This window comes from Paludibacterium purpuratum, assembly GCF_004363805.1.
GTDB classification, from domain to species: Bacteria; Pseudomonadota; Gammaproteobacteria; order Burkholderiales; family Chromobacteriaceae; genus Paludibacterium; species Paludibacterium purpuratum.
In genome coordinates, this window is sequence record NZ_SNZP01000001.1 from 365,700 (window position 1) to 392,537 (window position 26,838).

Annotated in this window: 27 protein-coding genes; 24 read left to right on the forward strand and 3 right to left on the reverse strand. The window is 61.1% G+C overall.

From position 1 onward, the window contains the following. Positions 1–8: 8 nt before the first annotated feature. The 20 genes from fliJ (at position 9) to aspA (ending at position 18,082) form a co-directional block, all read left to right on the forward strand. On the forward strand, positions 9–458 hold the full coding sequence (fliJ, locus tag DFP86_RS01645) for a flagellar export protein FliJ (protein ID WP_133678248.1): 450 nt from the start codon (positions 9–11) through the stop codon (positions 456–458). A gap of 49 nt (positions 459–507) precedes the next feature. Next, on the forward strand, positions 508–1,683 hold the full coding sequence (locus DFP86_RS01650) for a flagellar hook-length control protein FliK (protein WP_166642105.1): 1,176 nt from the start codon (positions 508–510) through the stop codon (positions 1,681–1,683). A 93-nt stretch (positions 1,684–1,776) separates the two neighbouring features. Next, the gene (locus DFP86_RS01655; RefSeq protein ID WP_133678250.1) at positions 1,777–2,292 is read left to right on the forward strand and encodes a flagellar basal body-associated FliL family protein; all 516 of its coding nucleotides are present in this window, start codon (positions 1,777–1,779) and stop codon (positions 2,290–2,292) included. A 3-nt stretch (positions 2,293–2,295) separates the two neighbouring features. Further along, complete coding sequence (gene fliM, locus DFP86_RS01660; RefSeq protein ID WP_133678251.1) at positions 2,296–3,309, forward strand: flagellar motor switch protein FliM; 1,014 nt, start codon at positions 2,296–2,298, stop codon at positions 3,307–3,309. After that, positions 3,302–3,751, forward strand: coding sequence for a flagellar motor switch protein FliN (gene fliN, locus DFP86_RS01665; protein WP_133678252.1), 450 nt, complete (start codon positions 3,302–3,304; stop codon positions 3,749–3,751). Before fliM ends, fliN begins: the two co-directional genes overlap by 8 nt. Continuing rightward, positions 3,748–4,176 carry a flagellar biosynthetic protein FliO gene (gene fliO / locus DFP86_RS01670; RefSeq protein WP_133678253.1) on the forward strand — a complete coding sequence of 143 codons (429 nt, stop codon included), beginning with the start codon at positions 3,748–3,750 and terminating at the stop codon, positions 4,174–4,176. The genes fliN and fliO overlap by 4 nt, the downstream gene beginning before the upstream one ends. Next, positions 4,173–4,916, forward strand: coding sequence for a flagellar type III secretion system pore protein FliP (gene fliP / locus DFP86_RS01675; protein ID WP_133678254.1), 744 nt, complete (start codon positions 4,173–4,175; stop codon positions 4,914–4,916). Before fliO ends, fliP begins: the two co-directional genes overlap by 4 nt. A gap of 16 nt (positions 4,917–4,932) precedes the next feature. Further along, positions 4,933–5,202 (forward strand): flagellar biosynthesis protein FliQ, encoded by a 270-nt coding sequence (fliQ, locus tag DFP86_RS01680; protein ID WP_133678255.1) that lies wholly within the window; start codon positions 4,933–4,935, stop codon positions 5,200–5,202. Between the two features lie 7 nt (positions 5,203–5,209). Continuing rightward, positions 5,210–5,989 (forward strand): flagellar biosynthetic protein FliR, encoded by a 780-nt coding sequence (fliR, locus tag DFP86_RS01685; protein WP_133678256.1) that lies wholly within the window; start codon positions 5,210–5,212, stop codon positions 5,987–5,989. A gap of 65 nt (positions 5,990–6,054) precedes the next feature. Beyond that, the gene (locus tag DFP86_RS01690; RefSeq protein ID WP_133678257.1) at positions 6,055–7,014 is read left to right on the forward strand and encodes a hypothetical protein; all 960 of its coding nucleotides are present in this window, start codon (positions 6,055–6,057) and stop codon (positions 7,012–7,014) included. A 169-nt stretch (positions 7,015–7,183) separates the two neighbouring features. Further along, on the forward strand, positions 7,184–7,912 hold the full coding sequence (locus DFP86_RS01695) for a YebC/PmpR family DNA-binding transcriptional regulator (RefSeq protein ID WP_133678258.1): 729 nt from the start codon (positions 7,184–7,186) through the stop codon (positions 7,910–7,912). A gap of 151 nt (positions 7,913–8,063) precedes the next feature. After that, positions 8,064–9,353, forward strand: a complete 1,290-nt coding sequence (pepP, locus tag DFP86_RS01700; RefSeq protein ID WP_208108178.1) for a Xaa-Pro aminopeptidase — start codon at positions 8,064–8,066, stop codon at positions 9,351–9,353. 19 nt (positions 9,354–9,372) lie between these two features. Beyond that, positions 9,373–10,545, forward strand: coding sequence for an FAD-dependent monooxygenase (locus tag DFP86_RS01705; RefSeq protein WP_133678259.1), 1,173 nt, complete (start codon positions 9,373–9,375; stop codon positions 10,543–10,545). Beyond that, a complete protein-coding gene (locus DFP86_RS01710; protein WP_133678260.1) occupies positions 10,542–11,696 on the forward strand; it encodes a UbiH/UbiF family hydroxylase in 1,155 nt (384 codons plus the stop codon). Before DFP86_RS01705 ends, DFP86_RS01710 begins: the two co-directional genes overlap by 4 nt. Positions 11,697–11,708: 12 nt before the next feature. After that, complete coding sequence (locus tag DFP86_RS01715) at positions 11,709–12,449, forward strand: DsbC family protein (RefSeq protein WP_133678261.1); 741 nt, start codon at positions 11,709–11,711, stop codon at positions 12,447–12,449. 111 nt (positions 12,450–12,560) lie between these two features. Further along, a complete protein-coding gene (locus tag DFP86_RS01720) occupies positions 12,561–12,821 on the forward strand; it encodes an acyl-CoA-binding protein (protein ID WP_133678262.1) in 261 nt (86 codons plus the stop codon). Positions 12,822–12,968: 147 nt separating this feature from the next. Continuing rightward, on the forward strand, positions 12,969–14,369 hold the full coding sequence (locus DFP86_RS01725) for an ABC-F family ATP-binding cassette domain-containing protein (RefSeq protein ID WP_133678263.1): 1,401 nt from the start codon (positions 12,969–12,971) through the stop codon (positions 14,367–14,369). A gap of 234 nt (positions 14,370–14,603) precedes the next feature. Further along, entirely contained in the window at positions 14,604–15,623 is a 1,020-nt protein-coding gene (locus DFP86_RS01730; protein ID WP_166642106.1) for an LD-carboxypeptidase, read from the forward strand. 16 nt (positions 15,624–15,639) lie between these two features. After that, positions 15,640–16,551, forward strand: a complete 912-nt coding sequence (locus DFP86_RS01735; RefSeq protein WP_133678265.1) for a LysR family transcriptional regulator — start codon at positions 15,640–15,642, stop codon at positions 16,549–16,551. A gap of 127 nt (positions 16,552–16,678) precedes the next feature. After that, the gene (aspA, locus tag DFP86_RS01740; RefSeq protein WP_133678266.1) at positions 16,679–18,082 is read left to right on the forward strand and encodes an aspartate ammonia-lyase; all 1,404 of its coding nucleotides are present in this window, start codon (positions 16,679–16,681) and stop codon (positions 18,080–18,082) included. A 92-nt stretch (positions 18,083–18,174) separates the two neighbouring features. On the opposite strand, the gene DFP86_RS01745 is transcribed toward aspA, so the two are convergent. Beyond that, complete coding sequence (locus DFP86_RS01745; RefSeq protein ID WP_166642107.1) at positions 18,175–19,110, reverse strand: LysR family transcriptional regulator; 936 nt, start codon at positions 19,108–19,110, stop codon at positions 18,175–18,177. 86 nt (positions 19,111–19,196) lie between these two features. On the opposite strand from DFP86_RS01745, the gene DFP86_RS01750 reads away from it, so the two are divergent. Both DFP86_RS01750 and DFP86_RS01755 read left to right on the forward strand, forming a co-directional pair. After that, the gene (locus DFP86_RS01750) at positions 19,197–20,708 is read left to right on the forward strand and encodes an MFS transporter (RefSeq protein ID WP_133678268.1); all 1,512 of its coding nucleotides are present in this window, start codon (positions 19,197–19,199) and stop codon (positions 20,706–20,708) included. Between the two features lie 61 nt (positions 20,709–20,769). Next, on the forward strand, positions 20,770–21,684 hold the full coding sequence (locus DFP86_RS01755) for a pseudouridine synthase (RefSeq protein ID WP_133678269.1): 915 nt from the start codon (positions 20,770–20,772) through the stop codon (positions 21,682–21,684). 49 nt (positions 21,685–21,733) lie between these two features. Here DFP86_RS01755 and DFP86_RS01760 read toward each other — a convergent pair whose 3' ends face one another. Then, a complete protein-coding gene (locus tag DFP86_RS01760; protein ID WP_208108179.1) occupies positions 21,734–24,196 on the reverse strand; it encodes an SPFH domain-containing protein in 2,463 nt (820 codons plus the stop codon). 276 nt (positions 24,197–24,472) lie between these two features. Here DFP86_RS01760 and DFP86_RS01765 point away from each other — a divergent pair, with 276 nt between their 5' ends. Continuing rightward, positions 24,473–25,297: a type 2 periplasmic-binding domain-containing protein gene (locus DFP86_RS01765; protein WP_133678271.1), complete on the forward strand. Its 825-nt coding sequence runs from the start codon at positions 24,473–24,475 to the stop codon at positions 25,295–25,297. A gap of 81 nt (positions 25,298–25,378) precedes the next feature. Here the strand turns inward: DFP86_RS01765 and DFP86_RS01770 are convergent, their stop codons facing one another. Further along, entirely contained in the window at positions 25,379–25,864 is a 486-nt protein-coding gene (locus DFP86_RS01770) for a tetratricopeptide repeat protein (protein ID WP_166642108.1), read from the reverse strand. A gap of 191 nt (positions 25,865–26,055) precedes the next feature. Between DFP86_RS01770 and DFP86_RS01775 the strand changes: the two genes are divergently transcribed. Next, on the forward strand, positions 26,056–26,799 hold the full coding sequence (locus DFP86_RS01775) for a metallophosphoesterase family protein (RefSeq protein WP_133678273.1): 744 nt from the start codon (positions 26,056–26,058) through the stop codon (positions 26,797–26,799). The last annotated feature ends 39 nt before the right edge of the window (positions 26,800–26,838 follow it).

The following is a 26,838-nucleotide window of genomic DNA, read 5'->3' on the forward strand; positions in this document are numbered from 1 at the left end:
AGCCGCTCATGGCGCAAAGCAAATATGCCCTGCTGTTCAATCTGTCCCAGGAAAAGGTCGAGGCCTGCGCCGAGCGTATGCGTAAGGCGCAGGCAAGCCAAGTCGCCGCCCAAGGCAAGCTGGCGCAGCTGCAGACCTTTTTGCAGGAGTATCAGCAGCGCCTGACCTCCGGCGGCATCCGTGGCATGGGCATCACCCAGTGGCAGGATTTCCAGCGCTTTTTGCGGCGTCTGGAGGAGGCGCTGGAGATTCAGCAGGGCGAAGTCGACCGCTGCATTCAGCGCTTTATGCTGGAACGCCTGGCTTGGCAGAACGAACGCAAGAAGCTCAAGGCCTACGAGAAGTTGATGGCGCGCGAGGCGCTACGCGCCCAGCGCGCCGAGGCCCGGCGCATGCAGAAGGCCACGGACGAATTCGCCACGCGTCGTTTCTGGGATCAATCGCAGCCGGAAGAGTGATTGGCACGCTAATTGCTTTTAAATGGGCAATTTTGTGGAGGTATGCTCTATGCCCATCGCCCTGTCTGTCTCGCCTGCCGCCTCGGCACTGGCTGCCAACAGTTCTTCGCCGGCCGCCGCTTTTAGCGCGCAAACGCCGCCCGCTCAAGGGAGTGGCTCGGGTAAAGACGCGACCGGCAATGCGACGCCGTCTACCGATCAGAGCGGGCAGGCGGCCCAGACCGGACAGAACGTCCAGAGCGCCCAAAATACCCAAAACACCCAGGCCAATCAGGGGCAGCCGCAGAACGGGCAAGACGTCTTCGCCCGTATGCTCGACGCGCAGCTTGGCGCCCTCGATGGCAGCCAGGGAACGATCGCCGGTGCAAACCCTTCGTCCCAGGATGGCGATAAGTCGGCCAAGCCCGCCAAACACGGCGATACCGATGCCAGTGCCGTCCCCGTCAACCCCTTGCCCAATCCCGCCTTGCTGTTGATACAACCGCAGGTGCCGCCGACGCCGGTCCCACCGACGACGGCTGGCGATAGTGCGGCGCAAGACGCCAAGCGCACGGTGGCCGATCCGCTCAGTGCCGCTGAATCCGCCACACTGTTGGCGCAGAACGGCGCGGCCTCGATGGGCGACAAAGCCGGGCAGACGTCGGCCGATAGTCTCGGCAATCTGTTCCAGCCGCTTTCCGCCGGCAAAGACGATGCCCTGCAAAAATTGCCGCAGGATGCCGCCTCGCAGCCGACAAATTTGCCGCAATCCCTGGCGATGCAGGCGCATGCCGTGCCGCAAGATACGCCAACGACCAAGCCGACCTTCAATATTCCGCAACAGGTCGGTACGCCTGCTTGGACCAAATCGCTGGGCGATCAGGTGATGGGCATGGTGACGCTCAAGGCCGAAACCGCGCATATTCAGCTCAATCCGCCCGAGCTTGGGCCAATCGACGTGACGCTGAAAATGGACGGACGCAACAATGCCCAGGTGACTTTCAACGCCGACTCCGCCGCTACACGGGCGGCGCTGCAAGATAGTCTGCCGCGCCTGCATTCGATGATGTCTGCCAGCGGCATCCAGCTCGGTGACGCCCAGGTCTCCGGCGGGCAATCTCAGCAACAACAACAGAACGCCCGTAATGGACGAGGCAATGGCCAAAATCAGCCGTCCGAAGGGGAGGAGTTCGATACTCTGGCCAACATCAAGGCCTCTCGCGGAGTGCTCAGTATCTTTGCTTGATCTTGACCATTGTCCTGCACATGTTGGTTTCTGACAGATATAATAAAAAACTAGTTTAGAATCTCGGAATACCAACATACAGGCTGACAGGCAATGGCAGAAGAGAAAAAAGCGGATAAGGGCGCTCCCGAAGAAAAGCCCCGCGGTGGCGGCAATAAGCTCATGATCATCGTCGCGCTGCTCCTGGTCGTCTTGATCGGCGGTGTCGGCGGCGTCGGCTATATGATGTTCTTCAGCCACAATTCTGCCGGCGGGCAAGCGCAAGCGGCGGCGCAACCCAAAAAATCCGACGCGCCTCCAGTCTTCTCCAAGCTCGATACTTTCGTCGTGAATCTGTCCGGGCAGGGCAGCGCGCTGTTGCAGGTCGACATGCAGGCCGAATTGACCGATGCCAGCGCGCAGGAGCGCTTGACCAGTTACATGCCCAAGGTGCGAAGCGCCGTGATCCTGCTTTTGTCGGCCAAGTCGGCCGAAGAGCTGGGTACCCCGGAAGGTAAGCTAAAATTAAAAAATCAGGTCAAGCAGGTGATCAACGGCGCCATGGATAGCGGCGGCGACGAGCCTGTGAAGAGCGTCTTGTTTACCTCTTTCATCATCCAGAACTCGTAGGCTATGGGCGACGAAATCCTGTCCCAGGAAGAGGTGGATGCCCTGCTTAGGGGCGTCACCGGCGAGAACGATGAGGACAACGGCGGCAGCGATTCGGAAGGTGTTCATAACTATGACATCGGCCGGCAGGAGCGTATTGTCCGCGGCCGTATGCCGACGCTCGAGATCATCAACGAGCGTTTCGCGCGCAACCTGCGCATCGGCCTGTTCAACTTCATCCGCCGCAACGCCGAAATCTCGGTCGGACCGGTGCGGGTGCAGAAATACAGCGAATTTATTCGCAACCTGGTGGTGCCGACCAATCTAAACCTGGTACACGTCAAACCCCTGCGCGGTACAGGCCTGCTGATTTTCGATCCGGACTTGGTGTTTCTGGTGGTCGACAATCTGTTCGGCAGCGACGGCCGCTATCATGTGCGGGTCGAGGGACGGGACTTTACCCCGACCGAGCAGCGTATAATCCGACGCCTGCTGGAAGTGGTGTTCAACGAATGCCAAAAGGCCTGGGAGCCGGTGTACCCGATCGAATTCGTCTACTTACGCTCGGAAATGAATACCCAGTTCGCCAACATCGCCACGCCGACGGAAGTCGTGGTGGCCATGACATTCCATATCGAACTGGGTGCGGGCGGCGGCGATTTCCACATCTGTCTGCCGTATTCGATGGTCGAGCCGATTCGAGACATCCTGTCGAGTACCATGCAAGCCGACCGTACCGAGGTCGATAACCGCTGGATCACCCTGATGTCGCGCCAAGTGCAAGCGGCCGAGGTCGATCTGGTGGCGACGCTGGGTGCGACCCAGGTGACGTTGGGACAGATTCTCACTCTGAAGCAGGGCGATGTGATCATGATGGACATTCAGGACAAGATCGTGGCCGATGTGTCTGGAATTCCAGTTTTCGATTGCAAGTACGGCACGCTGCAAGGCCACTATGCGTTGCGTGTCGAAACCGTGTTGGCTGGCGCGAATGAGTTCGCCGAGCCGCCGGCGGGAGGAAGCGAACACGATGACTGATCAGCAAAATACCGGCGCGGGCGCCGAAGATGAAATCTCCATGGACGACTGGGCGGCCGCGATGGCCGAGCAGGAAGTCGCCGACGCCGCCGTCGCCGAGCCAGCGGCCCCCGACCCGCTGCCGGCCAACAACCTGTTCCAGGAGCTCAGCGGCGGGGCCGATAGTGGCGGCGGCGTACCCAGCAATCTGGACATGATTCTGGATATCCCGGTTCAACTGACCGTCGAGCTGGGGCGAACCAAAATCGCGATTCGCAATCTGCTGCAATTGGCGCAAGGCTCGGTGGTCGAACTCGACGGCCAGGCCGGCGAGCCGATGGACGTGCTAGTCAACGGCTGCCTGATTGCCCAAGGTGAAGTGGTGGTGGTCAACGATAAGTTCGGTATCCGCCTGACGGATATCATTACGCCGGCAGAGCGTATTCGCCGGCTTCAGAAATGATCCGGCCCGCGCTCGCGCTTTGTTGGCTGCCCGGTGTCGCGCTCGCCGCCGACGGCGTAGCCGTTGCGCCGACTGGGCTACTCGGGCTGTTGCAGGTGATATTCGGTCTGGCTGTGGTGCTGGCGGTCATCGTCGGCTGCGCCTGGCTGTTTCGCCGCTTGTCGAGCGGCATGGTCGGCATGCCGCGTCATATGCGCGTGGTCAGTGCCGTCATGGTCGGTCAACGAGAACGGGTGGTGATCGTCGAACTCGAAGAGCAATGGCTGGTACTGGGCGTCACGGCCCAGTCGATCAATCTGCTCGAGAGTCGGCCGCGCCCGGCCGGCACCGAGCTGCCGCCTGTGGCGGTAGCCGACCCGTTCGCCCGCTGGTTCAAGGCCGCGTTGCAACGTCAGCGGTCCGTTAAAGACGATAACAATCGATGAAACGCTTTATTTTGCTTTTTGGGCTGCTTTGGGCCCTGATGCCGGTGGCGAGTCAGGCTGCCGGCTTGCCGATGATGACCAGCACCCCCGCCGCCGGCGGTGGGCAGAATTATTCGCTCAGCGTGCAGATGCTGCTGTTCATGACCGGGTTGACCTTCATTCCGGCCATGCTGCTGATGATGACCTCGTTCACGCGCATCATCATCGTACTGTCCCTGCTGCGCCAAGCCATGGGTACTACCACCACGCCGCCGAACCAGGTGGTGGTGGGGTTATCGCTGTTCCTGACGTTGTTTATCATGGGGCCGACGCTGGATCAGGTCTATGCCAACGCCTGGCAGCCGTTTTCGGCCGACAAGATCACCATGGATCAGGCGCTGGACGCGGCAAGCCGCCCGATGAAAACCTTCATGCTGCGCCAGACGCGCGAGAAGGATCTGCAGTTCTTCATCGATATCTCGCAGTCGCCGCGGCCGGCGACCAAGAACGACGTTTCGATGAAAACCCTGATCCCGGCCTATGTCATCAGCGAACTGAAGACCGCCTTCCAGATCGGCTTCATGGTTTATATCCCGTTTATGATCATCGACCTGGTGGTGGCCAGTATCTTGATGGCCATGGGGATGATGATGGTGTCGCCGGCGATGATATCCCTGCCATTCAAGCTGATGCTGTTCGTCCTGGTGGACGGCTGGACGCTGTTGATGGGGTCGCTGGTACAGAGTTTCTACACCGGCTAAGCACAGGGAGCCCGACATGACCCCGGAACTGGTCATCAACATCGTTCAAAACGCGTTGTATATGCTGATTCTGATCAGTGCGCCGGTCCTTTTGGTGTCGCTGGTGGTCGGCCTGTTCGTCAGCATCATGCAGGCGGCGACGCAGATCAACGAAATGACCCTGACCTTCATCCCCAAGCTCCTGGCGCTGTTCATCACCCTGGTGCTGGCCGGGCCGTGGATGCTCAATACCCTGGTCGACTATACTGTGCGGTTGTTCAAGAGCATACCCAACGTTATCGGCTGACGCGCACATGGTGACTTTCAGCGATAACGAGATCAATGCCTTGCTTGGCCTGTTCGTCTGGCCGTTCGCGCGCATCACCGGCATCATGATGGCCGATCCGTTTTATTCTTCGCGCAATGTGCCGCGAACCTATAAAGCGGGATTCGCCTTATTTCTGACCTTGCTCATCACGCCGGTGTTGCCGAAATTCCCGCTGATTGCCCTGGTTTCCGCCGAAGGCGCTGTGACGTTGATCCAGCAAGTGCTAATCGGTATCGCCATCGGCTTCGTCATGCGGCTGGTGATGAGTGCGGTCGAACTTGCCGGTTTGATCATCGCCAACCAGATGGGGTTGGGTTTCGCCACCATGTTCGATCCGCAGAATGCGGCCCAGGTGCCGACTGTCGCCACCTTGTTGTCGCTGTTCGTCACCCTGCTGTTTCTATCCTTCAACGGCCACCAGGTGATATTGGCGACGCTGATCGACAGCTTTCAGGTGATGCCGATCGGCAAGTCGATCCCCTGGCTGACCTGGCGCACGTTGGCCGAGTGGGGGAGCCACATTTTCTTCTGGGGGCTATGGCTTGCGCTGCCGGTGATTGCCGCGCTGCTGATGACCAACCTGGCCGTCGGTGTCATGACCCGTGCCGCGCCACAATTCAACATCATGTCCTTCGGCTTTCCGTTGACACTGGGTATCGGCTTCATCGCCCTCTATATTTCCCTGCCGATGATGGTGCCGATCGTCGAGCAGATGTACCAGCAGGGCTTTGCCTTCGCGCTGGCGATGTTCCGTGTGACCCACTAACGACTGAACTTCCTGTAAATCATAACGGTCTACCGAAACCATTATTTTTTTCCGGATCGATTATCATGCGTTTCCTTTCTGCATCGCTAGCGGCGGGACTGTGCCTGTCGCTGTCCGCCATCGCTGCCGTGGCGGCGCCGGTCAATTTCCTGTTTGCGAGTTCGGGCGATCTACCTCGATTGCATGACTTGCTAGCGCGCCCGGACATCGCCGGCGTTCAAGTGGTGTACAACTGGAAGGGCCTGGAGCAGGGCAAGGGCCAATACGACTTCTCGGCCATCGAAACCGATCTGGCCTATACCGAGAAGCTGAACAAGAAGTTGTTCATCCAGATCCAGGACCGTTTCTTCGAACCCACCGCCAAAAACGTGCCGGCCTACCTGATGGACGACCCGGTATACAAGGGCGGCATCGTGCCCCAGGTGGACAATCCAGGACAGGGCAAGGCGCCGGCCATGGGATGGGTGGCACAGCAATGGAACCCGGCGGTACAGCGGCGTTACCAGGCGCTGCTCAAGGCGCTGGCGGCGCGGTTCGACGGCAAGGTGTATGGCGTCAACCTGCCGGAAACCGCCATCGACATCGACCAGAAGCACGACAAGACCGGCTTCAGCTGCGAGCGTTACTTCAATGCCGAGGTGCAGAACATGAGCGTGACGCGCAGCGCCTTCAAGAAGTCGCTGGTGGTGCAGTACGTCAACTTCTGGCCGTGCGAATGGGATAACGATCACCGTTATATGTCGCGCCTGTTCACCTTCGCCGCCAACAATCGCATCGGCCTGGGCGGCCCGGACGTGGTGCCGTACCGCAAAGGCCAGATGAAGAATGCTTATCCGTTCTTCCACCGCTACAAAGGAAAACTGCCGGTGGTGGCGATGGCGATCCAGGAGCCGACGCTGACCTATACCAATCCCGAAACGCACAAACCGTTCACCAAGGACGAAGTGGTCAACTTCGCCACCGATTATCTCGGTGCGGATCTGCTGTTCTGGACCCCGGAGGCGCCTTGGTTGAAACAGCCCTGACGGATGGGCGGCGGCAGCCTGGGGGGATAGTGCGAAAATAACGCCAGACTGCTAGAATGCCCGCACGTTGCGGGGTGCTCGCGGCATATGCCGTCGGTGCCCGGGACGTTCCGGATTCAAACCGGGCCGCGGTCGGTAGATCGGCGGCCCTTCATGTGTTGAGGCGACTATGGCAGGACATAGCAAGTGGGCGAATATCAAGCACAAGAAAGAGCGCGCCGATGCCAAGCGCGGCAAGATCTTTACGCGCCTGATCAAGGAAATCACTGTGGCGGCTCGCATGGGCGGCGGCGATGCCGACATCAATCCGCGTCTGCGCCTGGCGGTGGACAAGGCGCTTGACGCCAACATGCCCAAGGACAACATCCAGCGCGCCGTCGACCGAGGTAGCGGCAGTCTGGAAGGCGTCGATTACGTCGAAGTCCGCTACGAAGGCTACGGCATCGGTGGCGCGGCCGTGATGGTCGACTGCTTGACCGACAACAAGACCCGCACCGTGGCCGACGTGCGCCATGCCTTCTCCAAGTACGGCGGCAACATGGGTACCGATGGCTGCGTGGCTTTCCAGTTCAAGCATTGCGGCTATTTGGTATTCGCGCCGGGCGCGAACGAAGATGCCATCATGGAAGCGGCGCTGGAGGCCGGCGCAGAAGATGTGGTGAGCAACGACGACGGTTCGATCGAAGTGATCACCGGTCCATACGAGTTCAGCGACGTCAAGGCTAGGCTTGAGTCCGCCGGCTTCAAAGCCGAGATGGGCGAAGTGACCATGCGTCCGCAGAACGCGACCGAACTGGCGGGCGACGATGCCGCGCGCATGCAAAAGCTGCTCGATGCGTTGGAGGACCTGGACGACGTGCAGGAAGTGTATACCTCGGCCGAGTTCGACGAAGCGTAACGCCATCGGTAAGTATGTGATATGAAACGGCAGGCGTCAGTCCTGCCGTTTTGCTTTTTGGGATATTGATTCGTCATCTCTGCTCGGTGCTCCACGCCAACTGCATAGAGGTGTACACTGCACCTCGTCTCAAGCTCGAAAGAACCCGATCATGAAACAGATGCATGCAGAACGACGCGCTCGTCTGATGGCGCAAATCGGTTCCGGCGTCGTGGTGTTGGCCACCGCCCCCGAAGCTATTCGCAATGCCGATACCCACTATCCCTACCGTTCCGACAGCCACTTCTGGTACCTGACCGGCTTTGGCGAGCCCGGTGCCGTGCTGGTGCTCGACGCGACCAATAAAAAGAGCATTCTGTTCTGCCGCGAGAAGAACCCGGAACGCGAAGTGTGGGACGGTTTCCGTTATGGCCCGGAAGGCGCCAAGCAGGAATTCGACTTCGACGAGGCTTACGTGGTCGGCGAGCTGGATAGTCGCATGCCCGATATTTTGGCCGGGCAGCCGAGCGTCCATTGGCCGGTCGGCCGTAACGCGGCGTTCGACGCCCGCGTGTCCGGCTGGCTGGATGAATTGCGCGCGCGCTTCCGCATCGGCGTCGAAGTGCCGGCGCATTTCGGCGACGTGCTGGCGCTCTTGGATGAAATGCGCATCGTCAAGGACGAGTACGAAATAGGCATGCTGCGCCGCGCCGGCAAGCTGTCGGCCGAAGCGCATGTGCGCGCCATGCAGGCTACACGCCCAGGCATGAACGAATATCAGATCGAAGCCGAAATCCTGCACACCTTCATCAAGAACGGTGCGCGCTACCCATCCTACGAAAGCATTGTCGCCGGCGGCGCCAATGCCTGCACGCTGCACTATGTCGGCAACAATCAGCGTCTCAACGACGGTGAGTTGCTGCTGATCGACGCCGGTTGCGAACTCAATGGCTACGCCGGCGACATTACCCGCACCTTTCCGGTCAACGGCAAGTTCAGCGCCGCGCAGCGCGACGTCTACGAAATCGTGTTGGCCGCCGAGCTTGCCGCCATCGACACCCTGCGTCCGGGGGCGCGCTTCAACGCGCCGGGCGATGCCGCACTGCGCGTGTTGGCTCAGGGCATGATCGACCTGAAACTCCTCGCGGGCACTGTCGACGGCATCATCGAATCCGAAGCCTATCGCCAGTTCTACATGCATGGCGTCGGCCATATGATCGGCCTGGACGTGCACGATGTCGGCAAGCGTAAGGTGGGTGGCGAGTGGCGCGAATTCAAACCCGGCATGTGCACCACCGTCGAACCGGGCCTGTACATCCGTCCGGCCGACAACGTGCCCGAAGCGCTGCGCAATATCGGCATCCGCATCGAGGACGACGTGCTGATTACGCATGAAGGCCGCGAGATCTATACCGCCGAAGTGCCCAAGCGCATCGACGATATCGAAGCGCTGATGGCTTGATGCCGGGTCGACGCAGCTCATGAGTATCGATGTTCTGCACGGCGATATTGCCGTGATCGGCGGTGGCCCGGCCGGCGCGTTGGCCGCCTTGCTGTTCGCCCGCCAGGGGCGGCGCGTGCTGTTGTTCGAAGCCAGGTCGGCCGGCGCCGCGATTCGCGACGCCCGGGCGCTGGCGTTATCGTCCGCCAGCCAGCGCCACCTTGCGGACGTCGGCGGCTGGCCGGTCGATCTGCCCGCCACCGCGATCGACACCGTCCACGTTTCGCAGCAGGGTTGTTGGGGCCGCACGGTGATCCGCGCCGCCGATGTCGGCTTGCCTCACTTGGGGCAGGTCGTCGACTACCCGGCGCTGACCGCGGCACTCGATGCGCAGTTGGCGGCATCCGGCGTCGAGGTGCTATGGGGCTGCCGCGTCGAGGCACTCGATGCCTTGTCCGGCTATGTCCGCCTTCGCTATCGGGATGGCGAGCGCGGCGGTGACGCCACCGCCCGGCTGGCCGTGCTGGCCGATGGCGGCGCCTTGATCGACCAACTGCCCGATATCAGCCGGCGCGAGCACGACTACCGGCAATCGGCGCTGCTGGCGCAAGTGCAATTCACCCACCCGCATGGCGGCGTGGCCTACGAACGATTCAGCCGTCAAGGCCCGCTGGCGCTGTTGCCGCACGGTGAGGATTGCATGTTGGTCTGGACCCGCGACACGGCCGATGCCGCGCGGCTTTGCGAAGGCCCGCCGGATGCCTTGGCGGCCGCCTTGCAGCAAGCCCTCGGCGAACGGCTAGGTGCGGTGCGCTCGATCGGCGATGTCGCCAGCTTTCCGCTAAGGCTGCGACAAGCCAGCCGTGTGGTCGGCAACCGCGTGGCCTTGATCGGCAATGCCGCGCAGACGCTGCATCCTGTCGCGGCCCAGGGCTTGAACCTGGGTATCCGCGATGCCGTGTCGCTGGCGCGCCTGCTCGACGGCGCGGCGGATCCCGGCGAACGCACGCCGTTAGCGCGTTACGCCGCCGCTCGCAAGCTCGATACCCGCGCGGTCATCGGCTTTACGCATGGATTGATGCAGTTGTTCGAGTCGCAAGCGCCGCTGGTCGGCGCCGCACGCGCGCTCGGCATGAACCTGCTCGATGTCTTGCCGCCATTGCGTAGGCGCTTTGCCGGCCACCTGGTGTTCGGTGTAGGGGCCGGTTTATGAGCGAGCAAACCTTCGATGTGATCGTCAGCGGAGGCGGTCTGGTCGGTGCCAGCCTGGCGCTGGCGCTGGCGAGGCAGGGGCGCGAGGTGGCACTGGTCGAGCCGAATCCGCCGGCGTTGGCCGGCCTGGAGGCGGGCTGGGACGCGCGCATCTACGCCGTCAGCCCACAGAACCAAGCATTCTTGGCAAGCTTGGCGGCCTGGCCCGGCGCCGAGCGTATCGGCCGCATCGCCAGCATGGATGTGCGCGGCGATCTCGACGGTCGCCTGGTCTTCAGTGCTGCCGAGATCGGCGCAACCGAACTGGCTAGCATTGCCGAAAACCGTTGGATGCTGGCATCCCTGTGGCAGGCGATCCGCCAGAGCGATATCGTCGTGATCGAAGGGCAACGGGCCCGACATTTCGACAGCGACGTCCGACAAGCCAAGCTGACGCTGGATGACGGCCGCATTCTCAAAGCCGCGCTGTTGGCCGGGGCCGACGGCGCCAACTCCTGGTTGCGGCGCGAGGCGGGTATTGCCGCCTCGGTCAAGTCCTATGGCCAGTCCGGCGTGGTCGCCAATTTTGCCTGCGAGCGGCCTCACGGCGAGTGCGCACGCCAGTGGTTTCTCGGCGATGGCGTACTGGCTTGGTTGCCACTGCCAGGGAACCGAATTTCCATGGTATGGTCAATGTCCGATTCCGCGCGTCTTTTGGCATTGGATGACGCCGCGCTGGCCGACACGGTGGCCCGTGCCGGTGGCGAGGCGCTTGGCGCATTGACCACCATGACGCCCGCCGCCGCATTTCCGTTACGCCTCATTCGGCCGGAGCATGTCGTTCGGCAGCGGCTGGCGCTATTGGGCGACGCGGCGCATACCGTGCATCCGCTAGCCGGGCAGGGCGTCAATCTGGGGTTCCAGGATGCGGCGATGTTGGCCGCATCGATCGGACGGCAAGGCGACCCCGGCGAATGGATACGCTTGCGGCGCTACGAACGCAGTCGCAGGGAAGCTGTGTTGACCATGCAGACAGCCTGCGACGGTCTATTCCGCCTGTTCCATCAACCAGCGTTGCCCGGTCTGGCGCGGTTGCGCAATACCGGGTTGTCGCTCGTCAACCACCTTGGGCCGCTCAAGCGGCAGCTGGCCCGCGTTGCCGTGGGTTTTTAAATAAGGACTGCAATGAACAAAACCCTGATTCGCCTGGCACTGGCCGGGATTTTGCCGGCGCTCTTGTCTTGCGGCGCCAATGCCGACAACAGCGGCAATGCCACGCTCGTCGCGGTGAAGAAAGCCTTCGAACAGCGCTTTGCCGACCGCCAGGTGCTGGCCGTGCGAGCCACCCCGCTCAAGGGCATCTACGAAGTCGACGTGCAGGGTAACCAGATCGTCTATGTCGACCAGAAACTCAGTTATCTGTTCGTCGGCGATCTGATCGACGTCAAAAGCGGGCAAAGCCTGACCGAAGCGCGTCAGGCCGAACTCAACCATGTTGCCTGGGATTCCCTGCCGTTCGCCGACGCCTTCAAGGAAGTACGCGGCAACGGCGCGCGCAAACTGGCGGTGTTCACCGACCCGGATTGTCCGTACTGCAAGCAACTGGAGCAGGAGGGGCTGAAGGGGGTCGACAACGTCACCATCTACACCTTCCTGTTCCCGCTGACCCAATTGCATCCGGATGCGATGCACAAGGCCAAGCAGATCTGGTGTTCTGCCGACCGGCTCAAGACCTGGCGCACCTGGATGGACACCGGCGTCAAGCCTGCGGGCAGCGACGCATGCGACACGCCGATCGAGCGTAACTTGGCGCTGGGCGAAAAGCTCGGGGTGACCGGCACGCCGGCACTGGTGTTCGGCAACGGCCGCCTAGTGGCTGGGGCGCTGGGCAAGGCGCAGCTGGAACAGTTGCTCGACGCCAAGTAAGCCATTGCGGGTGGCCTGGCGGGGGCAAGGTGGCGCAGAGGGTAATGAAAAAAACATGTTTTCGTGTATATTAATGCCGTTGGGCTAACGAAAACCTATAAAGGAAAAACCATGTCTGATCTGCAAACCTTGTTCACCCAGGCCCAGGCCGATGTCAAAACGTTGTCCGAACGTCCGGACAACCAGACCCTGCTGCAACTGTACGCACTGTTCAAGCAAGCCAGCGAAGGCGACGCCCACGGCGAACGTCCGGGTGTGATGGATTTCATCAACCGCGCCAAGTTCGACGCTTGGGAAAAGCTCAAGGGCATGTCTGCCGACGCCGCCATGCAAGGCTATGTCGACGTGGTCAAGGGCTTGTTGGAAGCTTGATGACACCGGGGTGGGCATCCCACCCCGTTTGTTTTAGAACTCGGTATCCGTTTTTCTTCGCAAGGACACTTCGAAATGAACACCCGCATCTGATCGCCCGTTTCCGGGCAAACCAACGTTCCATTGCCCACTGTGCGAGAGGTGTTCATGTCGATGCTTCAATGGCAAGGCCTGTGCCTTGCCTTCCCCCACAAAACCTGTTTTTCCGATTTCACCGGCTCCCTGGACTGGGGACAACGTATCGCCATCGTCGGCGACAACGGCTGTGGCAAATCGTCGCTGTTACGCGTACTGGCCGGCCTGCAAACACCGTCCGAGGGCCATATCGAACGCGAGGCGGATTTGCGCATCGGCTACGTCGCGCAGGTATTGGATGGCGACGCGGCGCTTTCCGGCGGCCAGCGTGTCAACCAGGCGCTAAGCCGGGCTTTGGCGGGCTACCCGGACCTGTTGTTGCTCGATGAGCCGAGCAACCACCTGGATGCCGATAACCGCCGCGCGATGTTGCGCATGCTGCGGCATTACACCGGTACCCTGGTGTTGGTAACCCACGATAGCGAGTGGATGGATCGACTGTGCGACCGCGTGTGGATCGTCGAGGATGAGCGAGTAGAGGCATTCGGCGGCCGTTATCGCGACTACCTGGACGAGCGTGCCGCGCAGCACGCGGCGTTGCTGCGTTCGCGCGAACAACTGCGACGCGACCGACAGGCGACGCACGAGCGTCTGATGAAGGAACAGGAGCGCGCCAGCCACGCGCGCCAACGTGGCGAGACGGCGATCCGCGAGCGGCGCTGGGCCACCGTCAAATCGGCCGCCAAGCTCGGGCGCGGCAACACGACCGCCGGCGATAACCGTGCCGAGCTGCGTGCGCGCCGCGAGGACATTCAACACGAGCTGGCGCGTCTGTCGCCCGGCGCATCCGTCGATCCCGCTTTCTTTCTGCCGGCTGGCGGCCAGCGAGGCCGTGGCCCGGTGGTTCAAATCAGCGACGGGCAGTTCGGCTATGGCGTCGCGCTGGCAGCGCCGATCCACTGGGTGATCGAAGCCGGCGAACGCTGGCAGATCGCCGGCGCCAATGGTTGCGGTAAGTCGACACTGGCGCGCGCCTTGGCCGGCGAGCTAGCCTTGCGGCTGGGCGGCGGCTGGCTGACCCCGCCGTCGATGGACATCGGCTATCTCGACCAACACTACGCCAATCTGCCGGCCGGCCGGACAGTACTGGACGCGCTGCGCGACCATGCCCCCGACTGGACGATCAGTGCCTTGCGCCACCATCTGAGTCGTTTCCTGTTCCGCCACGATGCGGCACTCGACGCGCCGGTCGAGACACTGTCGGGCGGCGAACGCGCCCGGCTGTCGCTTGCCTGCATCGCCGCACGCACCCCCCGGTTGCTGATTTTGGACGAAGTCAGCAATAACCTGGATGCGCGCTCGCGCCAACAGGTGGCCGAGATTCTGTGCGCCTACCCGGGAACCTTGCTGTTGATCAGCCATGACGAGACCTTGTTGCAGCAGTTGACCGGCCTACGCCGGCTGGAAATGTAAAGCGCTTTAGCGGCCTGGGCGCTACGGATCGCTATACGGGGCTGTGGCGGCAAAACCGCCGATCAATCCGAGCTTCACTGATATGGCGCAGAAAATGCGCTGACAATTTTGCCCACAGCGGCGGCCTTCCATGTTGTAATGGCGGAAATTTACCGAACAGGCAGGTTATGCATGCCGATGCATCCTTTTCGATACGAGCGTCGGCTGGTCCTGAAGTGGGGAACCGTCATTACCATGAGTACCTTGTTATCCGCCTGCGGTACGCCGAAGGAGGCGGGCGAACCACGGCCGATCGCGCGTCTGATGGCGCTGGGTGGGCCGATGAACGATCCGGCTCGCGCCAAGCGCGGCGTCGACGCCCTGCATGCGCTCGGTTTCGAAGTCGATAATCTGTCCGTGTTGGCGCGGCGCCATTCGCGCTTTGCCGGCACCATCGCCGAACGCGCCGCCGATCTCAATGCCCTGGCCGATCCGGCCGAGGCGATGCCGGAACTGATCGTCGCCACCCGCGGCGGTTACGGCGCCATCCAAGTGCTGGAACACCTCGATTTCGACCGGCTGTGTCCGCGACTGATAAGTAGCGGCACCGTGCTCATGGGCTATAGCGATAACACCGCGGCGCAGCTGGCGCTATTGACCCGCGGTGGCGTGGTCTCCTGGTCCGGCCCGATGCTGTACGGCGATTTCGCCGCACAGCCGACCTCGGCATTCACCATGAATTGGCTGCGCCAGGCGCTCGCCGCCGGACGTTTCTCGTTGCGTGTCGATGCGCCGCAGAAGGCGGCGGCCACGCGTCTCCACGGCACCCTGTGGGGCGGTAATCTGACGGTGCTGACCAGTCTGGTCGGCACGCCGTGGCTGCCCGCGCTGTCGGACGGCATCCTGTTCATCGAAGACGTCGGCGAAGACGTCTACAAAGCCGACCGCATGCTCGAACAGTTGCGACAGGCCGGGATACTCAGCCGACAGCGTGCCATCTTGTTCGGTCATTTCTCCGGTCAGCGCCAGGACGGTTACGATCCCGACGGCTATACCATGGATCGGCTGATCGAGCGGGTCGCCGCCCAGACCGGCGTGCCTGCCTTCACCGGCCTGCCCATCGGCCACGTGGCCGACATCGTGCCGTTGCCGATCGGCGGGCAAGGCGAATTGATCGCCGACGTCGACGGTTTTACTCTCAATGTCAGCGGCGCGCCGGCACTCAAGCGCCTGCCCGTCGCCTGGATCGAGCCCACTGCGGCTAGCTCCCTGTAAGGAAAGAACCCCATCCATGGAAACTCGCTGGCTGGAAGATTTCATTGTGCTGGCCGAAAGCGGCAGCTTCACCCGTTCGGCGCAGGCGCGTCATCTGACCCAACCGGCCTTCTCGCGTCGCATCAAGGCGCTGGAAAGCTGGGTCGGCTGCGATTTGATCGATCGTAGCAGCTACCCGACTCGACTCACGCCAGCGGGCGAGGTGTTCAAGGAGCAGGCGGTCGCCATGCTCAACCAGATTCACGCCACCCGCGCGTTGATGCAAGGTATGCGGCCGCTGCCGGAAGACACCATGGAGTTCGCGGTGCCGCACACCTTGTCGTTCTCGTTCTTCCCCAAATGGCTGTCGCGGGTGCAGGATGGCTTCGGCGACCTGTCCTGCCGTCTGCAGGCGAGTAATGTGCACGACGCCCTGTTGGCCTTTGTCGAAGGCGGCTGCGATTTGCTGATGTGCTATCACCATCCCAAGCAGCCGGTCGAATTGTCCGGCGACCGCTATGCCGGTCTCAATCTTGGCGTCGAGCGGCTGATGCCCTATGCCAAGAGCGACGCGCAAGGACTGCCCGAGTTCAGCCTGCCCGGCAGCGCCAAGGCGGCGCTACCGTTCCTCGGCTATGCCGCCAACGCCTATTTCCGCCTGATGACCGAACTCATCATGGAAAACGCCCCCGAACCTTGTCACCTGCATCAGCGCTACGAGACCGATATGGCCGAGGGCCTGAAGAACATGGTGCTGGAAGGTCACGGTGTGGCTTTTCTGCCCGACAGCACCGTCGAGCGCGAACTAGCGGCCGGACAATTGGTTCCGGCGGCCGATGCGCGCTGGGGGGTCGATATGGAAATCCGGCTCTATCGCGACTTGAAGCGCAGCCGGCCGGCATTGGAGTCGTTCTGGCAATATCTCCAGGGCCAATATCCCGCCGTCTAAGGTTCGGAGGAACCTTGGGTATCTATGCATTTAATGCATGGACAAATCGATAATCGGGATTGGCCAACGTCATGGAACGCGGCTTAGAGTGCTTGCCATCAACCCTCGTTGTGGACAAGGAAATATCATGAGCACTCGTGTTGAACATGACCTGATTGGCGAACGTGAAGTCCCCGCAGCCGTTTACTGGGGTATCCACACGCTACGCGCACTGGAAAACTTCTCGATTACCGGCAAGACCATCTCCAGCTACCACGATCTGATCGTTGCGCTCGCCGCGATCAAGCAGGCGGCCGCGATGGCCAACCGCGATCTGGGGCTGTTGGACGACAAGATCGCCGGCGCCATCATCGAGGCCTGCGAACAGATCCGCGCCGGCCGCTGGCACGAACAGTTCGTGGTCGACGTCATTCAGGGCGGTGCCGGTACCTCCACCAACATGAATGCCAATGAAGTGATCGCCAACGTGGCGCTGGAAATCCTCGGCCACAAGAAAGGCGATTACGACTTCCTGCATCCGAACGAGCACGTCAATCTGAGCCAAAGCACCAACGACGTCTATCCGACCTCGCTGCGCCTTGCCAGCTGCTTCGGTGTGGCCCGCCTGATCGCCTCGATGCAGAACCTGCAAAACGCCTTCGCGGAAAAGTCGCTGGAGTTCAAGGACATCCTGAAGATGGGCCGTACCCAGCTGCAGGACGCGGTTCCGATGACGCTGGGTCAGGAATTCCAGACCTACGCCGTGATGCTGGGCGAAGACCGTCAACGCCTGGAAGAAGCGTGCACCCTGATGCACGAGATCAATATGGGTGCCACCGCCATCGGCACCGGCATCAATAGCCATCCGGACTATGCCCGCCTGATCTGCCAACACCTGGCCAAGCTGACCGGGCTGGAACTGATCACCGCACCGAACCTGATCGAAGCCACCCAAGACTGCGGCGCCTTCGTCCAGTTGTCCGGCGTGCTCAAGCGCGTGGCAGTCAAGCTGTCCAAGACCTGCAACGACTTGCGTCTGTTGTCTTCCGGCCCGCGCGCCGGCATGGGCGAAATCAACCTGCCGGCACGCCAAGCCGGTTCCTCGATCATGCCGGGCAAGGTCAACCCGGTGATCCCGGAAGTGGTCAACCAAGTCGCCTTCGAAGTGATCGGCAACGACGTGACCGTCAGCTTCGCCGCGGAAGGCGGCCAGCTGCAGCTCAACGCTTTCGAGCCGGTTATCGCCTACAGCGTGTTCAATAGCGTCAACCACCTGCGCGCAGCTTGCGACACCCTGACCGAAAACTGCGTACGCGGCATTACCGCCAACGGCGAATATCTGCGCCACCTGGTGGAAAACTCCGTCGGCCTGGTGACCGCGCTCAGCCCGTTCATCGGCTACTCGGCCGCCAACGAAGTCGCCGCCGAAGCCCATGCCAAGGGTGGCAGTGTTGCACAAATCGTACTGGCACGCGGCCTGATGACCCGTAAGGAACTCGACGCCGTTTTACAGCCTGAGGCACTGACGCAGCCGCGTTGGGTCAAGGCCTGATAGTATTCACCCTTGTCCGGCGGTCCTGTCCTGGCGCCGGACGCTTTTCTTCGGCAGACTCGTTTGGGTCTGCCGTTTTTTTTTGCATTCGTTCAAGCGCCGAACAGGTGAGCGGCTTCCTCGGTAATCACTGTCCTGACGAATCCCTGCAGTAAGTCGCCCGATAGCCTCGGGTGCCACACCATCTCGATATCGATATGCAAATCCGGCTCGTCGATCGCCACTTGCCGTAGCGCCGGATGTCGTTGGCTCAGATAAGCCGCCATGGCATCCGGCAATACCGCCACCGCCGCCATCGACTCCAGCAGTTCCGGCATCGCCAGCAGACTTGCGCCACGCGCCACGACCCGGCGCGCCAACCCGTGTGCACGCAGGCCGCGCTCGATCAGGCCGTCGCCATCGCCGGCATACGAGGTGTGCAGATGCACCACTTCGGCCAGATCCGCCAAGCCGAGCCGCTCGGGTAGCGTCAGCAGGGCGGGGTGGTATAGCGCGATGAAGCGCGAACGAAACAGTGCCTGGCGCGGCAGCCGCGTGCTCAAGCCGGGGAAATAGCCGATCGCGCAGCCGATGCGCCCATCTTCCAGTGCCGCCTCGACTTGGCGGGCCGCCATGGCCTCGATCGATAGGTTCAAGCCTGGCGCTTGGCCATGCAACGAACGCAAAACATTGGGCAGCAGTACCGCCTCCAGCAAATCCGGCATGGCCAGCTGCACGGTCGCGATGGCCGCTGCCGGGTCGAAGGCCGCCGTCGAGAGAAACAATCGCTGCGCCTCGGCCAGCCACGCCTGTAGTGGCTGGCGCAGCGATTGCGCCAGCGGTGTCAGCGCCATACCGCGCCCGTGGCGGTAGAGCAGTTCGTCGCCCAGCTCCGAGCGCAAGTGCTTGAGCACATGGCTGACCGCCGGTTGGCCCAGGCAAAGCCGCTCGGCGCTCAGACTGACGCTGCCGGTCTGCAACAGCGAATGCAGCACCACCAACGCGTTCAAATCCAGGCGGCGTAAACGCACGCTATTAATATTATCCATTTCGATTTTATGTATTAAATCTATTGATTTTTTGAATATTAATGACGTCATTATACTCAAACCATTGATCTCATTGGTTACTTGTCATGTCGTCCTCTCCCTCGCCCGATCGCAGCTTGCCACTGCACATCCTGTGCATCATGGCCGTCGCCGCCATCGAGTTTATCCAGAACGGCATGCTCAACTTCGCCGCCAGCGACGTCATGGGGGGGATCGGCGCCGGGCCGGAGGAATTCAGCTACGCGGCCATGGCCTATGCCAGCGCCGCTATCGTCGCGCTGAGTCAGCAGCGGCGGCTGAGCCTGGCGTTCGGCCCACGCCGCTTATTGCGTTTCTCGATGCTGTGCTTCGCCGCCGGCGCCGTGGTCTGCGGTACCGCCCACGGCCCGGCGGACTTTATCGTCGGGCGGGCGTTGCAAGGGCTTGGCGCGGCTGCGTTCTTCACCGGTGCGCGCGTCGAGGTCAATCGCTTACCCGAACGGCAGCGCACCGCCGCCTTGCTCGGTTTCGGCTATGCCTTGCTGGGCGGCTCGGCGCTCGGGCCGCTGCTGGGCAGCCTGGCGCTGACACTGGCCAACTGGCGCTGGCTGTGTCTCGGCATCCTCCCGTGGACCGCGCTGGGCGCGCTGGCCAGTGGCCGTTTTGCGCTACGCGACGACATCGCCTACCAGGCCGGGCATGCCACCCCGCGCGCGCTGTGGTGGTTCGCAGCATCGGTGCTGCTATTGCAGTATCTGATCCAACAGACGCCCTATGACTTTTTCGGCCGCCCCGACATTCTGCTCGTCGTGCTCTCCGGCCTGCTACTTGCCGCCGTATTTTGGCTGCGTCGCGCGCGCCCGAGCGGCGTAGGCGCCCTATGGCGCCAACTGGCGCGTCGGCGCTATTTGATCGGCTTGCTGTACTACTTTCTCTGCTACACCATGGTGGCGGCCAACAGTTACATCATGCCGCTGTTGGTACAACAAGGACTGGGCTTCAACGTGCCGACCACCGGCATCCTGCTGTCGACCAGTTTTCTGGCCGGCATCGTCTGCGCCAGTGTCTACGCCGTGCTGCTGGCGCGCGGGCGGGTTGCAACGCTCAAGCCGGTGATGGTGTTGGGGATGCTGTTGTTGGCCGGCTACGGCCTATTGATGAGCGGGCTGAACCCGGACGCGCCGGTTTGGCGCATCGCCGTCATTCTGTTCCTCAATGGCGGTTTCATGTCGGTATTCATCATCGCCGTGGCGCAGGGTACCTTCAGCGCAGTCGATCCGGCCGCGTTCTCGCACGCCTACCAGAGCAAGAACATCATCCGCCAAGTGGCGCTGTCCAGTGCCGTATCGCTCAGTACCGTGTTCATCCAGGGGCGCAACGCGTTGCATTACAACCGGCTGAGCGAACGTTTCGACGCCGGTAGCCCATGGCTGGCCGATGCCCTGGCCCAGATCCGCATCGCATTGCCCAGTTTCGATACCCCGCATGCCATGGGCTTGTTGAGCGGCGAATTGACGCGTCAGTCGCTGATGCTGTCTTGCTTGGAGTTTTATCGCTTGGAAATGTGGTTGGGGCTTGGCATGGCGCTGCTCTTGTCATTGCAGCGGACGTTTCGCTGAACGATTGGCTTGGCCAGGCCCGATCTGACACGACACGGCGGATGGCCGTATCATTGTCGCCATGAGTCAGTCGAACGCCCCGGTGCCCATCCGTCATGGTCTATCCCCCAGCCAGCTCCACCTGCCGCCAGGTCAGTGGCCGTCGCTGTTGGCTTTTCTGCTGCAGCGCTTCCCCCATGTGGATGCACTGGCTTGGCGTCAGCGCTTAGCCGACGGGCTGGTATTCGATCAGCAAGGTCGACCGTTTCGTTTGGAAAGCGCCTACCCGGCCAATCAGCGCATTTGGTACTACCGCGAGGTCGCGACGGAGGTCGCCGTGCCCTTTGCCGCGCCGGTGCTCTATCGCGACCAGAGGCTGGTGGTGGCCGACAAACCGCATTTGCTGGCCTGTATGCCGGCCGGCCGCCATGTCCAGGAAACGCTGCTGACTCGGTTACGTACCACGTTGGCACTACCCGAACTGAGCCCCATCCACCGCCTAGACCGCGAGACGGCGGGGGTGATCCTGTTTTGCGTTCGCCGGGACGACCGTGGCGCCTACCAGCAGCTATTCCAGCAGCACCAAGTCCAGAAGGAGTACGAGGCCATTGCAGGCTTTCGCCCGGATCTGGCGTTGCCGACAGTGCGGCGCAGCCGGTTGCAGGAACGGCGCGATACTTTTTTGATGACCGAGGTGGCCGGCGGCGAGGTTAACAGCGAGACACGGATCGAGCTGATCGAGCGGCGCGGGGCATTGGCACGCTACCGGCTCATCCCGCAGACAGGCAAAAAACACCAATTACGCGCCCATCTGGCGGCGATGGGCATCGCTATCCACGGGGATCCCTGGTATCCCGAGATGTTACCCGCCAGACCCGACGACGACTTTTCCTCCCACCTATTGCTGCTCGCGCGCGCCATCTCCTTTGTCGACCCTTTCGATGGTAGCGTTCGCAGCTATCGCAGCACGCGCACGCTGGCTTGGCCGGAAAGTTAGGATGCTCAACCCGCGCCTGCCGGTTTGACGGCAGGCGCGGCGTGTTGCATTACGGCTTGGTCCGATCCGCAGCCGAGCCGAGCGACAACGGCAGCGCCGACTTGGTCAGGGCAGAGAGATCGACGTCGGGCAGCAGCTTGGTCAGCATGCCCATCAACCCATCGGCGGCATGACCGCCGCCGGTCACCAGCACATCGGGCACGATCTTGATGTGGCCGGCTTCGATGGCGCTGGCAATCAGTTCGACGATCTTGATCTGCTTGATCGCCTCTTCGCCGATGGCCTGCTGCTGTTTGTTGTAGGCTTGCGCGGTCGCCTCGCCGATGGCGGCAATCTTGGACGCTTCGCCATCGCCGATGGCGGTCAGCCGTTTGCCCTCGCCAGTGCCTTCCAGCGCCTTGGCTTCCGCGGCGCCTTCCGCCAAGGTGATCATCTCGGTTTTCTTCTGCGCCGCTACCTGCACGGCAATCTCCGACGCGACCAGCGTCGGCTGCTGATCGGCGGTCGCACGCATCTTCTCCATTTCGGTGCGCTCGGCCTGAGAGCGCTGTTCCATCTTGTACATTTCCTGCTGCTGTTCGGCGATGATGCGTTTGGTCTGCGTTTGCATCAAATCTTCCGGCAAGCGGATCTGACAGATGAGCACCGATACGCACTCGACGTGGTAGCGCTCCAGATCGGTACGAGCCCGATTTTCCGCCTTGAGCTGTTCTTCCGAGCGGCTTTGCAAGAAATTCATCGCCGAAGCGGTCGAGGCCTGATTACGGAACGAGGAGTCGATCATCGGATGGATGACGTGCTGGATCAGGTTATCGATAGAGCCGACTTTGGCGACCATATACGGGGCTTGATCCGGTCTGACGCGAATCACCACCTTGACCGAGACCTGGATCGGGAAGCCATCTTTGGAAATGACCATCAACTGGTCGAAGCGGGTTCCTTCCTGATCGTCCCAATCGATGGTGATGTTGGTGGTATCGATGATGTAGGCCATGAAGGCGCGGCGATTGAGGTAATAACGCCCCGGACCCGCCACTTCTTCCTGGATGCCGCGGAATCCCTTGGGTACGACGTAGCGCTCCTTGCCTTCTTCCGCCAGAGCATCGACCTGGCTAGAGCCGATACGATGCTTCATCTCGTCGGTCGGATCTTCGCCGACGTTGGAGACGATCACGCCGACCTGGCCACGCTCGATCACCGCGACATCGTCTTGAGCGACACTGAACATCGACGGATTGATGTAATACGTCCCCGGGCGCAGCACATCCAACTGCGGCCCGCGCTGGCCTTGGCGCGTCAGAAAGGCGGAACCGTCCTGATAGTCGTTGTGACCGGTGATCGGGCAGGCAACGTATTCGCGCTCGGGCAGCGGTACACCGTCAAGCGCGGTCACCAGGCCGACCTTGTTGGCTTCGATCACCACCGCGGGCGCCACCTGCACGACAAACAAATTGAGGTTGATCCGGTAGGTACCCGGCAACAGCACGTCAATCTGCGGTCCCTTTTGTCCGCCGTTTTTCAGGAACGCATCGCCATTCTCATAGTTCGAATGGCCGGCAACGCTCTGTGCCAGTAATCGTCCCATCTGGATCGGTGCGCCATCCTGCGCCGTCACGGTGCCGACTTCGCCTTTGCCGATGACCACCGCCTTGGCCGACGTGATTTTGAATAGATTCGGGTGAATACGGTACATACCTGGCGGCAATATCTCGATTTGCGGTCCCTTTTGCCCGCCATTGAGGATAAATGCCTCGCCATCCTGGAAAGAATTATGGCCGCCCACCACCTGGGCGAAAATCCGCCCAGCGGGAATAGCCGCGCCATCGGAAGATTCGACCAGGCCAATTTCGCCTTCTTTGATTTGAGTGGCCGAGCTCTTGGTCACCTTGAACAGATAAGGATTGATCCGATAACTGCCCGGCGGAATGATTTCGATCTGGGGGCCTTTTTGGCCGCCGTTTTTAATAAAGGCATCGCCATTCTGGAACGACGAATGTCCCGACACGGCTTGGGCAAAGATTTTACCCTCCGGAATAGCCTCGCCATCGACCGATTCAACCATGCCGATTTCAAAATCTTTGATTTCGGTGACTGTGCCCTTGGTAATCTTGAACAGATAAGGGTTGATCCGATATTTCCCCGGCGCCAGCACTTCGATTTGCGGTCCCTTTTGACCGCCATTGCGAATGAATGCTTCGCCATCCTGGAAGGAATTATGATCGGCCGCCACCGAAGCGAAGATCCGCCCGGCGGGGATGGATTGACCGTCGACCGACTCGATCATGCCAATCTCATTATCCAGAATTTCGGTGAAAAAGCTCTTGGTTGCCTTGTAGATGAATGGAATCAGAAAATGCAGGCCCGGCCCGAGGGTGCGCGCTTGAATGCCGACCTCGTTGCCCAAGGCCACCACCCGTCCTTGCGGCATTTTTTTACCAAACCAACGACGCTCGATGAGTGCAATTTCATTACCGCCGACCACCACGACCGATGCCCACAGCAGAATAGCCACCGGAATAATCGAGAGATACCAGCCGTACGTCACAATCAAATCAAGAGGCATAATCTAGCCCTTTTTATGTTGATTTTATGAAAAAAGCATTAATTGTTTTAACTTTGAATGTCATTATACTTATTCGATTCATTTCTGGGTACTAGACTGGCGGCGATCGCTATTGCGGCTATCGGTGTTTGGCTTTTTATCCCCGTGAATTGAGACGGCTACCCAATACTTCCGTGCGGGCGCCCCATGGCCTATTCTGACAGTGAGTTTTGGGGGTAAGCCAAAATGAAAAAATGGTCGAATGGGGTCGCTAACGCATTATTGATGCTGTTGCTCGGGATTGGCGCCGTGCCGGCGTCGGGGCAGGCGCTGACGGTCTACACCGCATGGGTGCCGGACTATATGATCAGCACCGGTGCCACATTGGATCAATCTACCGGGCTGATTACCGAAATCGCCGCCGGCGCTTTCCGGCAGGCGCATCTGCAGGTGAACATGGCGCCGGAGATGCCCTGGCTGCGGGCGCAAACCGTTGCCATGACGCAGCCGGGAGCCATCTTGCTCGGCTTGAGCCGAACGCCTGCCAGAGAGCGACACTGGCAATGGCTGGCACTGACTTTCGACGAGCAGATCTACGCCATGACGCTGCAAGGACGACCGAGCTACACCAGCATCCTGGATATGAAGGTGCGGCACGCCCGGGTGGGAACCCGTTTGGGCTCCGGCAGTGCTTCGTTATTGCATAGCAACGGCATCGCCGTGGTCGAGGCGGTCGATACCGACACCAGCTTCAGTCAGCTGTCGGCTGGGATGATCGACGTGCTGTTGGTGCAGAAGTTCGCTTTGCGCCCGGCGCTCGACAGTTTGTCGTATGGCGCGCATGCCGAGTTGCTGAGCGGATTGTTGCCAAGACTACACGCCACCCTGTTACCGGACGATATACAGCAGTGGATGGTGGCTTCGCTGACGACACCGGCAGAGGAAGGGCAAAAGCTGAGAGCGGCGATAGAGAGTTTCCGCAATACAGAGCAATACAAGGCCATCCTGACCAAGTACGAGGAAACCGTGCCGCATTTGGCCGAACCCGCCCGCGACAACGGCCAGCCCTAAGGCCGGGCGCTGGGCGCCCATGTGGCAAGCCGCGCCGAGCACAGGCAGGGCGCGGCCATGGGTCTGTTCGCAGCCGAACGGTTACTGGACCGGGTGCTTACTCTGGTACTGGGCAATGGCGACCTGGAGATCCTTGCGTTCTTCGCACGAGGATGGACACAACTCATCCAGTCGCTTGAGCTGTGCCTGGGCTTTGACCAGGTTGTTGCTCATCAAGTAGGCCTCGCCCAGATATTCATAGGCACCGCGATGGCGCGGATTGATCGCCAACGCTTTCTCATAGGCCGCAAAAGCATTCGGCAGATTCCCGGCTTTGCGGCTGGCATAGCCTAGCCAATTCCAAGCATCGGCATCGCCCGGGTTGCGTTGCAAATGGCGATTGAGCAATTGCGTGGCATGGGTGAAGTCGTTGGCTTTGATCGCATTGAGCGCGCCGGCGTAGTCGTCGCTTTGCATGGCGGGCGAGGGCGCGGCCAAGTTATCCGAATTGCTGCCAGAGGCGATGGCGGCGGGTGAGATCAGGATCGGAGCCATCAGCACCATGATGGCGATGAAATGTCGAGGCATAAGCCATTCTCCTTTCATGCTTGGAGAAAGTACGTGGGTGGAATTCACTATAGCCAACATCGCAATCCTGTACGTATTTTCCGATAACCAACCGCTAATGACTTTCGTCATGCAATGGGTATATTCACTTTGACTGCATTTAGGCAAAAGCCATACTGAAAGAATAACCGTTATCTGTTGAAGGTCTTTATATGAAAGTTGCGGTCGTTTCCGATATCCATGGCAACATCTGGGCGCTGGAGGCGGTCATCGCCGACATCGCTCGTCGACAAGTCGATTTGGTCATTAATGCCGGCGACATCCTGTCGGGGCCGCTGGAACCCGCCGCTACCGCTGAACGGTTGATGGCGCTGAAGTGGCCGACCATTCGCGGCAACCACGAGCGGCAATTGCTGGCCTGTGCAGAGGCGCCGGGCGGTTTGTCCGACCAATTCGCCTTTGAGCACACCACGGCCGCGCAACAGGACTGGTTGCGTGCCCTGCCAATCGATCTGTCTTTGAGCGAGCCGGGCATCTACGTCTGCCACGGCGCGCCGGGCGACGATCTGACTTATTTTCTCGAAGAGGTGGGGTTGGGCGGCGCCCACGCGGCTTGCGACGAATCGGTGGAGCTACGGGCCGCCGGCATTCGTGCCGGGCTGATCCTTTGCGGCCATTCGCACAAGCCGCGCGTGCGCGCGCTGTGCGATGGGCGTCTGATCGTCAATCCGGGCAGTGTCGGCTTGCAGGCCTACGACGACGATCATCCCCATCACCATGTGATCGAGAATGGCAGTCCGCACGCGCGCTACGCCATTTGCGAATGGCGCGACGGACAGTGGCAAGTGGACTTGTGCGCAGTCGCCTACGACCATCGCTCAGCCGCCGCGGCGGCGCGGGCGCACGGTAGCGATAGTTGGGGACGTTGGCTCGAAACGGGGCGGGCACGGCACTGAGCGGTGGGTGCCATACGCTTGGTCAATCGCATACATACA

What these genes read in the sequence shown, in the direction of transcription:
- DFP86_RS01650 (WP_166642105.1), top strand. Translation starts at nt 508, where the DNA reads ATGCCCATCGCCCTGTCTGTCTCGCCTGCCGCCTCGGCACTGGCTGCC.
- DFP86_RS01745 (WP_166642107.1), bottom strand. Translation starts at nt 19,110, where the DNA reads ATGGATAATATTAATAGCGTGCGTTTACGCCGCCTGGATTTGAACGCG.
- DFP86_RS01775 (WP_133678273.1), top strand. Translation starts at nt 26,056, where the DNA reads ATGAAAGTTGCGGTCGTTTCCGATATCCATGGCAACATCTGGGCGCTG.
- DFP86_RS01770 (WP_166642108.1), bottom strand. Translation starts at nt 25,864, where the DNA reads ATGCCTCGACATTTCATCGCCATCATGGTGCTGATGGCTCCGATCCTG.
- DFP86_RS01690 (WP_133678257.1), top strand. Translation starts at nt 6,055, where the DNA reads ATGCGTTTCCTTTCTGCATCGCTAGCGGCGGGACTGTGCCTGTCGCTG.
- DFP86_RS01720 (WP_133678262.1), top strand. Translation starts at nt 12,561, where the DNA reads ATGTCTGATCTGCAAACCTTGTTCACCCAGGCCCAGGCCGATGTCAAA.
- DFP86_RS01750 (WP_133678268.1), top strand. Translation starts at nt 19,197, where the DNA reads ATGTCGTCCTCTCCCTCGCCCGATCGCAGCTTGCCACTGCACATCCTG.
- DFP86_RS01765 (WP_133678271.1), top strand. Translation starts at nt 24,473, where the DNA reads ATGAAAAAATGGTCGAATGGGGTCGCTAACGCATTATTGATGCTGTTG.
- fliO (WP_133678253.1), top strand. Translation starts at nt 3,748, where the DNA reads ATGATCCGGCCCGCGCTCGCGCTTTGTTGGCTGCCCGGTGTCGCGCTC.
- fliM (WP_133678251.1), top strand. Translation starts at nt 2,296, where the DNA reads ATGGGCGACGAAATCCTGTCCCAGGAAGAGGTGGATGCCCTGCTTAGG.
- DFP86_RS01695 (WP_133678258.1), top strand. Translation starts at nt 7,184, where the DNA reads ATGGCAGGACATAGCAAGTGGGCGAATATCAAGCACAAGAAAGAGCGC.
- fliJ (WP_133678248.1), top strand. Translation starts at nt 9, where the DNA reads ATGGCGCAAAGCAAATATGCCCTGCTGTTCAATCTGTCCCAGGAAAAG.
- DFP86_RS01755 (WP_133678269.1), top strand. Translation starts at nt 20,770, where the DNA reads ATGAGTCAGTCGAACGCCCCGGTGCCCATCCGTCATGGTCTATCCCCC.
- DFP86_RS01735 (WP_133678265.1), top strand. Translation starts at nt 15,640, where the DNA reads ATGGAAACTCGCTGGCTGGAAGATTTCATTGTGCTGGCCGAAAGCGGC.
- DFP86_RS01705 (WP_133678259.1), top strand. Translation starts at nt 9,373, where the DNA reads ATGAGTATCGATGTTCTGCACGGCGATATTGCCGTGATCGGCGGTGGC.
- fliR (WP_133678256.1), top strand. Translation starts at nt 5,210, where the DNA reads ATGGTGACTTTCAGCGATAACGAGATCAATGCCTTGCTTGGCCTGTTC.
- DFP86_RS01725 (WP_133678263.1), top strand. Translation starts at nt 12,969, where the DNA reads ATGTCGATGCTTCAATGGCAAGGCCTGTGCCTTGCCTTCCCCCACAAA.
- DFP86_RS01730 (WP_166642106.1), top strand. Translation starts at nt 14,604, where the DNA reads ATGAGTACCTTGTTATCCGCCTGCGGTACGCCGAAGGAGGCGGGCGAA.
- DFP86_RS01715 (WP_133678261.1), top strand. Translation starts at nt 11,709, where the DNA reads ATGAACAAAACCCTGATTCGCCTGGCACTGGCCGGGATTTTGCCGGCG.
- fliP (WP_133678254.1), top strand. Translation starts at nt 4,173, where the DNA reads ATGAAACGCTTTATTTTGCTTTTTGGGCTGCTTTGGGCCCTGATGCCG.
- DFP86_RS01710 (WP_133678260.1), top strand. Translation starts at nt 10,542, where the DNA reads ATGAGCGAGCAAACCTTCGATGTGATCGTCAGCGGAGGCGGTCTGGTC.
- fliN (WP_133678252.1), top strand. Translation starts at nt 3,302, where the DNA reads ATGACTGATCAGCAAAATACCGGCGCGGGCGCCGAAGATGAAATCTCC.
- pepP (WP_208108178.1), top strand. Translation starts at nt 8,064, where the DNA reads ATGAAACAGATGCATGCAGAACGACGCGCTCGTCTGATGGCGCAAATC.
- fliQ (WP_133678255.1), top strand. Translation starts at nt 4,933, where the DNA reads ATGACCCCGGAACTGGTCATCAACATCGTTCAAAACGCGTTGTATATG.
- aspA (WP_133678266.1), top strand. Translation starts at nt 16,679, where the DNA reads ATGAGCACTCGTGTTGAACATGACCTGATTGGCGAACGTGAAGTCCCC.
- DFP86_RS01655 (WP_133678250.1), top strand. Translation starts at nt 1,777, where the DNA reads ATGGCAGAAGAGAAAAAAGCGGATAAGGGCGCTCCCGAAGAAAAGCCC.